Raw genomic sequence first — 13529 nt, forward strand, 5'->3', positions numbered from 1 at the left:
TGAGTAAAATCCGGTAGTAGGGCTTTTACAAAAGCAACAACTACCAAAAACAGCCTATAAGGAACAGCAATATATAGGAATGAGGCTAAATAAGGCGGCGGCGAATATATCAATTTTAACACCTTTTATGAGGGTCGAACCTATAATAAATAGAAATCAATTATTGAGTTTTATTGAACATTATATATAGGAAGGGATGAACTCAATTGGGTGTAAAGGAGTTATTTGACCTCAGTAACAAAACAGCCATTGTTACTGGTGGTGGAAGTGGACTCGGTCAGCAAATGGCTGAGGCTCTAGCAGAGGCTGGGGCCAATATTGTTATTTGCTCTCGTAATCTCGAAGTCTGTAAAGCAACTAGTAATGCTCTGAACCAACAAGGATACCACTCTATTGCGCTCCAATGCGACGTAACGAAACAAGAGGATATTGACCATGTAATTGAACAAACAGTAAATCAATTTGGAAGTATTGATATTTTAATTAATAATAGCGGAACATCATGGATCGCTCCTGTACTTGATTTACCCGCTGAGAAATGGGACAAAGTCATGGATGTCAATCTTAAGGGCATGTTTTTCTTCTCTCAAGCAGCAGCTAAAGTAATGAAAAATCAGCAAAGTGGAAAAATTATCAATATCTCCTCTGTCACAGGTCTATATGGGACCAATCCTGCATTCCTTGATTCTATCGCGTATAACACAAGTAAAGGGGCTGTTATCACCTTAACGAAGGAGCTAGCAGTAAAGCTTGCAAATAGTAATATCCAAGTAAATGCCATTGCTCCAGGTTTTTTTCCAACAAAAATTACACAGGCACTTGATAAGATAAACAAAATTATTCTAAGCAAAATTCCTGCACAACGCTTTGGAAACGATACAGATTTAAAAGGAACCGCCCTATTTCTAGCATCCCACGCATCCGATTATCTTACTGGCCAATGCCTAATAGTTGATGGTGGACTAACAGTAAACCTGTAAAACTTTAGAAAGGAGTTTATTTATGTCGAATAAACAAGCATTAGATGTCTACCGAATATTAAAATTGAATGGATTAAAGTTTGAAAATATGTTAAACCAATCTATACAGTCACAACTGAATCAAAAATTCTTTATCCAGACTTTCGGTTCACATAATCAAGTAGCAGCTGCAGTTATTCGGAAACTGCAAAATTCTATTGAAACCATTTCAATTCCATTAAACTTTCCTACAAAAAAAGATGTTGCTAATGCAACTAAAATCAATATACAAACGGAAGAGAAGGTTGATCTTCTAAACGAAAAAGTAAATGAAATATTACTAACCTTAGAGGAGCTTAAACAATTAACATCGGAAGGTATGTCCGAAAATGGGTAATTTACAAAAGAAAATAAGTACCCAAACGACAAAGGAGCTTCAAAGATGGGCGGGCTTTACGAAAGCATTAGTGAATCCTCCAGTCGATTATGAACGGAATCGTGAAGCTATTTGGAAATTAAATAAAACAACTTTATGGTATTACGAACCTAAAGAAAGAAAATATAATGTCCCGCTATTGCTTATTTACTCACTCATTAATCAACCATCTATTCTCGATTTAGGACCTGAAAATAGTTTAATACAGACGTTAATGGATGAGGGTTTTGAAGTCTACCTTCTCGATTTCGGCGTTCCAGGATATGAGGACAAAGATTCATCCCTCGATGATTACGTGACAAAATATATTCAAAGGGGAGTTCGTCGCGCATTAGCCCACTCAGGAGCTAAGGAAATTAGCTTGATGGGTTTCTGCCTAGGTGGAACACTTCTAACAATGTATGCAAGTATAGCTAAGGAGCCTATAAAAAATATCATTCTTTCCTTAACACCAATTGATTTCAGAAGTTTTCCTAAGTTCGATCAATGGCAAAATTCTCTTGTGAATAAACAAATTGAGGTTGATCCGATATTAGACGCTATGGGACTCGTTCCCGCCTCTTTTGTAAAAGGTGGAATGAGATTAATAACCTCTCCAGTTTATTATTCTCATTATCTATCACTTCTTAATCGTGGCGCTGACAGTCAGTATAGGGAAAAATGGGGTCAATTAAACAAATGGACAAATGGACATATCCCAATGACAGGTGCTGCAATGAAGCAAATCGTTAATGATTTAATCATTGATAATAAACTTATTGAGGGCCAATTTGAAATAGATGGATGTCCCGCTTCTTTGTCAAACATATCAGCTAATTTACTTGTAATTGGTTCAAATTTTGACCAATTAGTTACACGAGATCAGATTACCCCTATTATGGATTTAGTTTCAAGTACAGATAAAACAATTCATCTTCTAAACTCTGGTCATGCTAGCTTACCAGAGAATGGTGCCATTCCTTCCTATTTAGCGAATTGGCTTCCTGCTCGCTCAGTTTCATAATTCGAATTATTTGTTACTAAAAAGGAGGTTGTTCTATGTTTTACAACTTAGAAGATTATAAGCCACTTAAAAATCATTGTGAACTTATTGGATACTTAGGTTTTGCTGGTTTAATCTTCAACGTCTTTTGTTAAGGCTCATTTCTCAAACATGAATGCCTTTGATAAAATTATTTCACATAATTAATATCCAAACTCCTCTTTAAAATATTGTCAGATGCTAATTCTGACATTTTTTTTATTCTAGCGTTAAGGAAATATTAAGAATACCTATATATACTAATTTAATCCTATTCAATTAACAATTGACTTATAAAATGAGTTCATTCGATTTTTACAATGGACAAGCTCTCATTCCATTTCCAATTTTTTAATACCTTGATATGATAAAAGCGAGGAGGATTTATATGCGTATTTTAATTGTAGAAGATAATGTAGATTTACTGGATTCAATGAAAATGATTCTCCAAAATGAGTTTACAGTTGAAACTGCAACAGATGGTGAAGATGGATTATTCCTAGCTATGCAAAATATATATGATGTCATTTTACTTGATGTGATGTTGCCTGAGATCAATGGATTTGAAATTCTTAAAAAGTTACGTAATGAACATATTATGACCCCCATCCTTTTCGTAACTGCTCGTGATGCACTTGAAGATCGCGTATCTGGTCTAGATATGGGTGGTGATGATTATTTAGTCAAGCCTTTTCAAGCGCCTGAACTGGTTGCTAGAATTCGAGCATTATTAAGAAGAAGTGGAAATCTCACCATTGATCATACAATAAAATATAGAGGCATAGAGCTGTTTGGCAAGGAGCAAGAAATAAAAATTGATAGTAATCTTGTAAAATTAACCAATACTCAATACGAGTTACTTGAATATCTCATTCAAAATAGCGGTAAAATTGTTACGAGGGAGCAAATCTTTGATCGGATATGGGGATTCGATTCTGATACAACGGATGCTGTTGTCGAGGTTTACATCCATCATCTTAGGAAGAAGCTCGAAGGCTACGGATATCATAAAGATATCCAAAATGTTCGCGGCATAGGATATATATTAAAAGCACCTAAGGAGAGCTAATGTTTAAAAAAACCCGTTTACAACTAACACTCTTAAACTCTTTTGTTTTTATTATTCTTATTGCAATATTAGGAACGATCATTTATTCCTTTGTTAATTCCTATATTTATAAAGATGTTGATCATTCTTTACAAACTTCTATTAAAAGTCTTGAAAAAGGGAGACCTCTCCCTGGTCCTAGAGGCGAGCCACAGCAAATTATTTCTGTGCTTATTTGGGACGAAAACAATCAGCTATTGAATGCAAATGATCTATTTAATAGTGAATTCATACAGGCGAACTATACAAAATTCATACAAAAGAGATTAAATATATTGGAAGATATTAAGGTACAAAATACGACCTATCGTGTTATTTCAGTCAAAGCCCATATCGATAACAAACCTGTTGTTCTTGAGTTTATACGCAGTACTCAAGTCGAACATCAAGTAATGAATCGTCTTTTAATAATTATGATTATTGGTTGTGTCGTCGGAAGTATATTAGCTATAGTAGCTGGATTTTTTCTTGCAGAAAAAGCATTAAAGCCAATTAAGCATGCCTGGGATAAACAACAAAAGTTTGTATCTGATGCATCTCATGAGATAAGAACTCCACTCGCAGTCATCCAATCAAGAAGTGAATTATTGTTGCAGGAACCCAATGCTACTATCCAAGAAAAGGCATTAGATATATCAATTGTTTTAAAAGAATGTCGCAGGCTAACAAAGCTCGTAACCAGTTTACTTACATTAGCTAGGTCAGACTCCAATGAAATTGAAATAGAGAGAAAGGAATTTCCTCTCGATCAATTACTAAATGATATTGTAGAACATTATTCAGAACTAGCTTCATTCCAGGGAAAAGAGATTATTCTTACATCCAATCCTCCGATTACTTTCTTTGGAGATAAAGATCGGATACACCAATTGATCGTTATCCTTTTAGATAATGCGATGAAATATACTAATGAAAAAGGAATCATTCAGTTAACATCTTATGAAAATAAAAATGTAGTCGGCATAATTGTTGAAGATAATGGGATTGGAATGAAAAATGAGGAGCTCACGAAGATTTTCGATCGCTTTTACCAAATAGATTCGTCCCGTACCAAAACGAATAGCCTAGGATTAGGTCTTTCTATTGCACAATGGATAGTCGATAAACATGGAGGAAAGATAAAAGTAGATAGTACATTCGGTGAAGGAAGCCGGTTTGAACTACAATTTTCAAAAAAGAAACATGTCTAAGAAGAATGATACTCAAATAGAAAAGGGCTTGACCTTATTTTAGCAATTTTGCTAGAGTCATGCCCTGTCATTAAACAGTTTCTATTAGCTACGGTTGCTTATTTTTAATTCCATAACCAACCCCGCTACTATTCCACTATTATCTATTTCACCATTAAGATAAAAACCAAATTTTTCGTATAATGCTTGTGCCGCTTTATTCTCTGGAGATACACTCAAATACAAAGTATCACATTGATAGATGCTCTTTATATGTTCAATCACTAAAGGTAAGAATCGTTTCGCATAGCCTTTCCCTTGATAATGTTTATCTATCATGAAACGATCAAGCCATATCCCTTCGTCTGATATATTCCCTCCATACATAGCATAGCCAATAATTGTTTCTTCATCATATAGACTTATAGAGTGCCATTCAGGCTCAAACATCGACTGAGCCAGTGAAAATGAATTACTTTCAATAAATTCCTTCTGGTCTTCTTCTACTGATAAAAGGGCTGTAGAAAGCCAATTCTCAGCTGTCACCTCTCGAATTCGGAGGTCCATAATTCCATCTCACTTTCCAAATAATTTCTATTCATCCTTCCAATCACTTTCCTTACTTTTTACAAAATACTCTCTATATTGATCATTTTTGATTTCCAAGCAATTCAGCTGATGACCATAAACACAAGCACCATCGATGCCGATTTTCTTATTTCCATAAAAAACATCCGCTTTATCATGTAAATTGATTGCTGGTGTATGTCCATGAATAAAGGTTTGATCGAATGGATGATCCGCTTGAAGAAATGGATCACGAATCCAAACCATTTCATGCTCATTCGTCATTTTCCAATCATTATGCTCTGGATTAATACCTGCGTGAACAAAAATAATATCGTTTATTTCATAGAATAACGGAAGTTCTTTCATAAAAGATATGAGTTCCTCATTTGATTCTATAATTTCCTTTGCCCAAGCTTTATAAGTGGAATCGGAAATGTCATCTAGCTGAACCTGCCCTAAAAAGGAAGTAATGGTTTCCTGAGCACCATTTCTAAAATACCGCTCTTTTTGACCAATCGGATCATCCAACCAGTCACAAAACATTTTATCATGATTCCCTTTTAACGCTATTGCATGGTGAACCTCGACTAATTCTTTTACATAGTAGATGACCTCCCTACTATTCTTGCCTCGATCCATATAATCACCTAGTAAAATCAATTGATCTTCACTAGAGTTATATTCTACTAAATCTAATAATTCAATAAATTCATCATAGCATCCATGAATATCACTAATCGCAAGTATTCTGTTCTGTCTCATTAAAATACCCCTTCTTATGCTTTATGCTTCTACTTCAATAGTACAACTTTACCGAGGGATATTCTACACATCTGTTTACATTTACCTGCCTATACATTTTTTCATGTTATAAATATAATAAAATAAATGTTTGAAAAGGAATGGTGTCTATGCCTTCTTTTGTAGGGAACTCTCAAATTATTAATGTAGGCGGATCAGCAACTATTCAGTATGGGGATACTGCCTTTATTTCACCAAAATCAACATCAAAAGCAACACATGGTGCAGGAAGTGGATTAGAAGGTGTCCTTTTTAATAGCATAAGCTTATATAGTATCACCAATTCATTGGATACTAGTATTGTTGAGCAACCTAATACTGGAAACAATTAACAAAGCAGGCAGCCTTCCCTCCTGCTTTTACTACATATGTATGATGAATTTCTGACAAACTCATTGCCCTATGTAATTTAGTTGCGCCTCAACGTTCACTTTTTAATTACATCTTCTCTCCATCTTAAATCAATCTCAATAAGTTCATATTCAGTTCACAAATTCTTTATATAATACCCATATTATTTCAGAAAGGGATTGATAAGATGGAAAACATCGTTCAAAGTGATAAGTCACTTTTAACAAATAAAAGTAATAAGGTTTTAGTAATGGTAGGTCTTATTATTGGATTAATCTTCTCAGAATTAGATGAAACAGTTGTTAATACGGCTATGCCAACAATTATTCGAGATTTGGGCGGACTCTCCATGTATGGCTGGGTTGCAGGCGTATATATGTTAGCTTTATCTGCCTTTATGCCGATACTTGGTAAGCTGGCTGATTTATTTGGCAGAAAAAAAATCTATTTAATCTCAATGGCCTTTTTTATTGGCGGATCTATTGTTTGTGGACTTTCCCAATCCATGACAATGCTTTTGATAGGACGAGGAATTCAAGGAATTGGTGCCGGAGGATTGATGCCACTTGCAATGACTATTTCCAGCGACTTATTTCCAGTAGAACAACGGGCGAAGGTTCAAGGTTTTATGGGTCCTATAATGTTCATCCCCATGCTGTTAGGCCCGTTAATGGGAGGATTTTTTGTTGATCAAGTAAGTTGGCATTGGATTTTCTTTGTTAATATTCCTGTAGGAGTTCTTGCAGCGATTCTATTGGCAAGTGGGTTAAAAGAAACAACAGAGAAGAGAAAAGTCATTATTGACTGGGCCGGGGCTGTTCTGTTAATTTCAGCGATAATTTCTTTGCTCATCACACCCGTTTTAATTGAAAATGAAGGATTAACATGGGGGTCACCGACTATTATTAGTCTACTATGCTTAGGAACTGTATTAATCGGTCTTTTCATATGGGTTGAATCGAAAGTAAAGGAACCCATCGTCCCACTCCATTTATTCAAAAACCGTAATATTCTAGTGCTGTCTATGATTGTATTTGCTGTTGGTATTGGTCTTATGGGATCATTCGCATCCTTCCCATATTTTGCACAAAATGTACTGGGTCTTACTCCAACAGAGGCAGGTTATTTAACCCTTCCTATGATGGTCGGAGCTATTCTTTCGGCAATGATCTCAGGATTCTTACTTACTAAAGTTCGCTATCGTGAATTATTTGGAATTGCATTTATTATGCCGATTATTGGTTTCTATTTATTTTCACATATGAATATTCACACAACCATTGTACAAATCATTATCTTCTTTTTAATTACCGGACTTGGACTAGGGGTCATGTTCGGTGGGGATAATTTAATTGTTCAGGAATCTGTTGACAAGGAACATAAGGGAATTGCTTTAGCAACCGTTCCATTATTTCAATCGATCGGTGCTACAGTAGGAGTAAGTATTTTCGGTACACTATTGTCTTCAACTCTAACATCAAAACTTGGTACACTAGGCAATAGTCTGCCTAAGAATATGTCTGAGCATATGAATAGCCTAGCTGCCGGCGGAATTCCAGATGGACTTTCTCCAGAACTTTTCACAAAAATTAAAACCTTATTTGTTGAATCATTCCAGCATATCTATTTATATTCATTTGTCATTGCCATTATTGCATTTGTTTTATGTTGGTTTTTGAAAAAAGAAGTTCTTTCATCTAAAGAGGAATCACAAGCCTCATAATTACTAATTGAAAGTAGGGTTATCTATTAAAGGGCTATATCCCTTAATAGATAACCCAATTTTTTATCGTTAATTCATATTATTTGCCATCATCAATAAATCTTCTTTCGTTACTTCTAAAGAATCCGAAGAAATGCTATAAATGATTGTTTCTTTTTCACTCTGCTCAATCCACAGAATCTCCTCATATTCACCTGTTGAACTTAGAAATTGATTGGTATTCTTTATGAAATATGCTTTCTTATTTTGCACCATTAGCTTTTCAAAGCTACTGTCCTCGTCAATCGTTGTTTCAAGCTTTGTGTTTTCATTAATTTTTTTCAACGTAAGATAAATCTTATTTTCTTTGTCATTCTTATAAGTTAATGTAATAGCCGGAAGAATCTGCGGAATCTCGTCTAACTTTTCCCAAATCACATTTTTTCCAGTGTCTTTTGCTTCCTGCTTTAATTTATCTAAACGATTAATCATATCAGGTGTAAGACCACCATCTAATGGATAGCCCGCAAATGCATTTGTGAAAGAATAATTGCCTATTTTCATTATTGGTTTCTTATATGAATGAAACATTGAATCTAGCATTTTCAGTCCTTGTTCATATGCATGAACCTTGATAGGCTTTGAAACGATCATGCCTGGCATTTCTTTAAAGAATGGATGGGCTTCATTTTCAAAATCAGCAAAATAAATAAGGGCAGCTTCTCCAGGGACAAGGTTTTCCTTCACCTTCGCAATATTGCTTCTAACCTGGTCCTTTGAGATGGTTTTCATCTTAATAGTGGTATCCTGTCTCACTTCAAGATTTAATGTGTTGCTTTTTGTTTCAAATAAAAGCTTGGAGGTTGCATAACCAAATCCTGCTAAAACAACAAATACGAGGGCAAATAGAGCATATCTTGGAACTTTCAGTGAAAAAGAATGATCTTTTCTTTGACTTTTATTGTGATGAGAGTGATATAATGATGCGATATGTTGATCCAATTGTTTTGGGCTTTTAATTGTATCTGCTTTTTTTCTAAACTCATTTTTTAGTCGATCCTCAAGAAACATGAAAAGTTTCCCCCTTCACCTTTGATAAACGTTCAACATACTGTCTCAATTTACGTATCGCCTGGTTGTGTCTTGATTTTACAGTACCAATAGGAATACAAAGAATACCTGCAATCTCATCATATGTATAATCATGATAGTATCTTAATACGATAACAGACTTAAGTTTAAAGGAAAGATGTTCAACCCATTGAAGTAACTCCTCATTCTCTTCATTTGCAAGAAGCATTTCATCTAAATGCTGATTGGGTGGTTGAATTTCAAGCTCCTGATATCGATGGAAAAGCCTCAACTTCCTCCAAATTTGGCGATTCCAATTATTTACTTGTCTTATAATTAACCCATTAAGCCATGAATGAAATGGTGATTCAAAATTATACCGTTCAATCGATTTAAACAGCTCAATATACACTTCACTTACTAAATCATTTACGTCATCTTTATTCGTAGCTAAAAAATAGACCGTCCGATAAACTTTTTGATGTATCTGGTCATAAATGATTTCAAATGCTCGTCTATCCCCCTGAATAAATTTCTTTATCAAAGAATGAATCTCTTGTTCATTCACTATTCATCCCCCCTTTATTGTTTTCATTATATATTGGTCCTGAATAAACAAAAGGTTCGATTTTTATTTCTAGGCCATATAATTAGGATATAATTGATAAAAATCATTATGGAGGAAATATGAAAAAAAAATCAATTGTATTTACAGGTGGAGGATCAGCTGGTCATGTTACACCAAATATCGCCATTATAAAAGAAATGGATACATCACAATGGGATATACACTATATAGGTTCTAAGCAAGGAATCGAAAAAGATATAATCCATCATTTCCATCTTCCTTACTATGGAATTTCTAGCGGGAAATTAAGAAGATATATTGATTTTGAAAACGTAAAAGATGTATTCAGAGTTGTTAAAGGATGCTTTCAGGCAAGGCGGGTATTAAAGAAATTAAAGCCAAATTTAGTTTTTTCTAAAGGTGGCTTCGTTTCTGTACCAGTAATAATTGCAGCTAAATCACTAAAAATTCCTATTTTTATTCATGAAAGTGATATGACACCCGGACTTGCCAATAAAATATCCCAACGATTTGCAACTAAAATATTTACATCCTTTGCAGAGACGAAAAAATTCTTTCCAGAAAGAAAAACGAAGGTCATCGGATCACCGATACGAAAAGAAATTTTCATGGGATCTGCTGAAAAAGGCAGAGCATTCCTGAACTTCAACAAACAACTCCCAATCTTAATAATAATGGGGGGAAGCCTAGGGGCAAAAAGAATCAATGATGCAATAAGGGAATCTCTAGGGAAACTTAACAAAGCCTATCAAATTGTTCATCTTTGCGGAAAAGGAAATATCGATAACGGGTTGCTCGATATTCCCGGATATAGACAATATGAATATATTAATGAAGAATTGCCGGATATATTAGCCGCAACAGATTTTGTTATTACTAGAGGCGGCTCAAATGCGATCTTTGAATTTTTAGCTTTAAAGATTCCAATGATTATTATTCCTTTAACAAAGGAGCAAAGTCGTGGTGATCAAATATTAAATGCCAAGTCATTTGAAAAAAAAGGTTATTCAATCACGCTATTGGAGGAAAATCTTACAAGTAGTACCCTTCTTCAGTCATTAGATAAACTAAAACATAATCGTGATCACTTTATTAAGAACATGAATGTGAGTGGACATGGAGATACGTTACAAGTCATTATTAATGAAATAAAAAATCAGAGTTGATGATATTTTTTAGACTGGGAGCAGACAAGTTCTGCTCTCTATTATTTTTTTATTTTTAATCAATTCTTAACATACCTTTTGCATGATGAAAAAAAGGAGTGATCAGTATGACGGAGATTGGTATATGGTTTGCATTAGTTGCGGGGATTCTTTCCTTTTTCTCCCCCTGTGTATTTCCGCTTTTACCAGCATATATCACCCATCTAACCGGTGGTAAGATTAAAGATGCAAAGATGGAAGTTGAGCGAGTAAAACTATTCATACGTTCGCTTGGATTCATTATTGGATTTAGTTTAATTTTTATTATTATGGGCGCATCAGCAAGCTTTTTGGGGAAAATCTTTATGAATTATCGCTTCATTATTATGCAAGTAGGTGGACTTCTCATCATCGTGTTTGGGCTACAAATGGCGGGTCTATTAAAGATTAAACATTTAATGAAAATAAAGAGTGTCCATTCTGAACGCAAAATAGATGGGATCTTCAGCTCTATTTTTCTTGGGATGGCATTTGCAAGTGGTTGGTCCCCATGTATCGGACTTGCCCTATCATCGATTTTGCTATTAGCTAGTTCGTCTGATACTTTATATGAAGGAATCTATTTATTAAGCGCGTATTCTATTGGAATGGCTGTTCCTTTTATTCTTATTTCATTCATTATTTCCTTCTCCCTAAAAGCAATGAAACGAATCAATAAGTATGTATCAAAGCTTGCTTTTGCAAATGGAATGATTATGATCGTACTAGGACTCCTAGTATTAACAGGCCAAATGCAAAAAATTAGTGCATGGCTATCATCTTTTAGTCTATTTTCAGTTTAGTAAAGGAGGCAAAGGAAGATGATTACCCATTTAATTGGTAAAAGTGTCCTTATCATTGAGGATGATGACAAAATTCGTAACCTTGTTAAAATCTATCTCCAAAAGGAGGGATATGAAGTACTAGAAGCAGCCAATGGAAATGTCGGTAAAAAAATGATTGAACAATATGATCCGTGCCTTGTTATTCTGGATCTTATGCTACCTGAGATGAGTGGTGAAGCAATCTGTCATTGGATTAGAGAGGAATATGAGAGTTTGATGCCTATAATCATGCTCACTGCAAAAGCTTCAGAAAAACAAAGAATAGCTGGTTTTAAATTAGGTGCCGATGATTATGTTGTAAAACCTTTTAGCCCCGCTGAATTAATGGTTCGTGTTGAGGCAGTGTTGAGAAGAACCGCCAGTCGATGCGGCAAATTAAGCTTTACAGGACTGACCGTGAAGCCCGTAAAAGGTGAAGCATTAATCAATGGTAAAAAATTAGAACTAACAAATTTTGAATTCAAGCTCCTCCATATGTTCATGCAGCATCCAGATCAAATTTTATCAAGAGAACAAATACTGAATTATATATATGAGCACCAGGAAAAGGCAGTCACTGAAAGAACCATTGATGTTCATATTAAGAATTTACGTGACAAAATAAAAGAAAACACGCCAAAGGATTATATACAAACAGTAAGAGGAATGGGGTATAAATTTGCAACATCTTAAAAAGTATACTTCTTTACTTATATCCAAGTTAATTGCTATCAATACCTTAATAATCATCCTTGTTATCCTATTGGCCGCCCTTACACTCAAGGACTATGCTTGTTATTTAGTAAATGGAAAAAATATTACAGGTGCTGAGCTAGTTTCTTCACTGAATATTTTCTTAGTCATTACAAGCGTTATATCCCTATTTACCGCAGGGATGATCCACTTTCTATCAGTAAAAAAAATGGTTAAACCAATTAAGGATATATCCTTTGCTACAAAGGAAATCAAAGAAGGACATATTCCTCCGTTAATTGAAATACCTGCATCAGGGGAACTTAAAGAGCTAACAACAAATTTTAATAATATGGTTGAAACATTATCGACGATACAATATCAACGAGAAAATATGTTAAAGGATATTGCTCACGAGCTTCGGACACCGCTTACAAATATAAACGGTTATTTAGAGGCATTACAGAATGGTGTAATTGATGGAAATCCAAAAATTTTTGGTTCTCTACTTGAAGAATCCCAACGCATTACTAGAATCGTAGAATTGATTTCAGAATTAAATTCATGGGAAAAAGGTATCTATTTTTTAGAGAAGCCTTTTACTACAGTCAATGTTTCAAACACTTTAAAAGAAACGCTTATTGCCTTTCAATTAAAACTGGAAGAACAATTTCACAAGAGGCAGATTGATATTGATCCCATTTTTTTGAATGCAAATCAAGATGGACTAAGACAGGCATTCACAAATATTCTTCAAAATATTATTGATTACAATATCGGAAATGATCTTTGGATTGAAGGTAAGCTTATAGACAAGGATTATGTCATTTCATTCACCCATACAGGTGAATATATTGCACCTGATAAACAAGAATTCATCTTTGATCGATTTTATCGCATGGAAGAGTCTAGAAGTAGGAAAGCAGAGGGGGCTGGGCTTGGACTCACTATTACTAAAAGGATTGTTGAAGCACATAATGGTGAAATCTGGCTAAAAACGAACGGAAACAGACATACATTTTATCTTCGTTTACCTTTTCAATCATCTTAA

Annotated in this window: 15 protein-coding genes; 11 read left to right on the forward strand and 4 right to left on the reverse strand. The window is 34.6% G+C overall.

Features of this window, described 5'->3' with window-relative positions:
- The first annotated feature begins 206 nt into the window (after nucleotides 1–206).
- From MHI39_RS21915 to MHI39_RS21935, 5 genes are all read left to right on the forward strand, one after another.
- Nucleotides 207–980, forward strand: coding sequence for an SDR family oxidoreductase (locus MHI39_RS21915; RefSeq protein ID WP_071977685.1), 774 nt, complete (start codon nucleotides 207–209; stop codon nucleotides 978–980).
- A gap of 22 nt (nucleotides 981–1002) precedes the next feature.
- Complete coding sequence (locus MHI39_RS21920; protein WP_342540220.1) at nucleotides 1003–1356, forward strand: hypothetical protein; 354 nt, start codon at nucleotides 1003–1005, stop codon at nucleotides 1354–1356.
- Nucleotides 1349–2398, forward strand: coding sequence for an alpha/beta fold hydrolase (locus tag MHI39_RS21925; RefSeq protein WP_071977683.1), 1050 nt, complete (start codon nucleotides 1349–1351; stop codon nucleotides 2396–2398). Before MHI39_RS21920 ends, MHI39_RS21925 begins: the two co-directional genes overlap by 8 nt.
- Before the next feature lie 406 nt (nucleotides 2399–2804).
- Nucleotides 2805–3485, forward strand: a complete 681-nt coding sequence (locus tag MHI39_RS21930; protein ID WP_342540221.1) for a response regulator transcription factor — start codon at nucleotides 2805–2807, stop codon at nucleotides 3483–3485.
- Entirely contained in the window at nucleotides 3485–4714 is a 1230-nt protein-coding gene (locus MHI39_RS21935) for a HAMP domain-containing sensor histidine kinase (protein ID WP_342540222.1), read from the forward strand. Before MHI39_RS21930 ends, MHI39_RS21935 begins: the two co-directional genes overlap by 1 nt.
- Nucleotides 4715–4798: 84 nt before the next feature.
- Here MHI39_RS21935 and MHI39_RS21940 read toward each other — a convergent pair whose 3' ends face one another.
- Nucleotides 4799–5260, reverse strand: coding sequence for a GNAT family N-acetyltransferase (locus MHI39_RS21940; RefSeq protein WP_342540223.1), 462 nt, complete (start codon nucleotides 5258–5260; stop codon nucleotides 4799–4801).
- 27 nt (nucleotides 5261–5287) lie between these two features.
- Entirely contained in the window at nucleotides 5288–6025 is a 738-nt protein-coding gene (locus MHI39_RS21945; protein WP_342540224.1) for a metallophosphoesterase family protein, read from the reverse strand.
- Between the two features lie 149 nt (nucleotides 6026–6174).
- Between MHI39_RS21945 and MHI39_RS21950 the strand changes: the two genes are divergently transcribed.
- Together MHI39_RS21950 and MHI39_RS21955 are read left to right on the forward strand one after the other, a co-directional pair.
- Entirely contained in the window at nucleotides 6175–6396 is a 222-nt protein-coding gene (locus MHI39_RS21950) for a spore germination protein (protein WP_342540225.1), read from the forward strand.
- 206 nt (nucleotides 6397–6602) lie between these two features.
- Complete coding sequence (locus MHI39_RS21955; RefSeq protein ID WP_342540226.1) at nucleotides 6603–8138, forward strand: MDR family MFS transporter; 1536 nt, start codon at nucleotides 6603–6605, stop codon at nucleotides 8136–8138.
- Between the two features lie 69 nt (nucleotides 8139–8207).
- On the opposite strand, the gene MHI39_RS21960 is transcribed toward MHI39_RS21955, so the two are convergent.
- Entirely contained in the window at nucleotides 8208–9188 is a 981-nt protein-coding gene (locus tag MHI39_RS21960; RefSeq protein WP_342540227.1) for a hypothetical protein, read from the reverse strand.
- Nucleotides 9178–9756 carry a sigma-70 family RNA polymerase sigma factor gene (locus MHI39_RS21965; protein ID WP_342540228.1) on the reverse strand — a complete coding sequence of 193 codons (579 nt, stop codon included), beginning with the start codon at nucleotides 9754–9756 and terminating at the stop codon, nucleotides 9178–9180. The genes MHI39_RS21960 and MHI39_RS21965 overlap by 11 nt, the downstream gene beginning before the upstream one ends.
- Before the next feature lie 119 nt (nucleotides 9757–9875).
- On the opposite strand from MHI39_RS21965, the gene MHI39_RS21970 reads away from it, so the two are divergent.
- The 4 genes from MHI39_RS21970 to MHI39_RS21985 all read left to right on the forward strand — a co-directional run bounded on the left by MHI39_RS21970 (nucleotide 9876) and on the right by MHI39_RS21985 (nucleotide 13529).
- On the forward strand, nucleotides 9876–10943 hold the full coding sequence (locus tag MHI39_RS21970; protein WP_342540229.1) for an undecaprenyldiphospho-muramoylpentapeptide beta-N-acetylglucosaminyltransferase: 1068 nt from the start codon (nucleotides 9876–9878) through the stop codon (nucleotides 10941–10943).
- Nucleotides 10944–11050: 107 nt separating this feature from the next.
- Nucleotides 11051–11764 (forward strand): cytochrome c biogenesis protein CcdA, encoded by a 714-nt coding sequence (locus tag MHI39_RS21975; protein ID WP_342540230.1) that lies wholly within the window; start codon nucleotides 11051–11053, stop codon nucleotides 11762–11764.
- 18 nt (nucleotides 11765–11782) lie between these two features.
- Nucleotides 11783–12478, forward strand: a complete 696-nt coding sequence (locus MHI39_RS21980) for a response regulator transcription factor (RefSeq protein ID WP_342540231.1) — start codon at nucleotides 11783–11785, stop codon at nucleotides 12476–12478.
- Complete coding sequence (locus MHI39_RS21985) at nucleotides 12465–13529, forward strand: HAMP domain-containing sensor histidine kinase (protein WP_342540232.1); 1065 nt, start codon at nucleotides 12465–12467, stop codon at nucleotides 13527–13529. The genes MHI39_RS21980 and MHI39_RS21985 overlap by 14 nt, the downstream gene beginning before the upstream one ends.

Origin of the sequence: Heyndrickxia sp. FSL K6-6286, assembly GCF_038630395.1 — a bacterium.
Lineage (GTDB): Bacteria > Bacillota > Bacilli > Bacillales > Bacillaceae_C > Heyndrickxia > Heyndrickxia oleronia.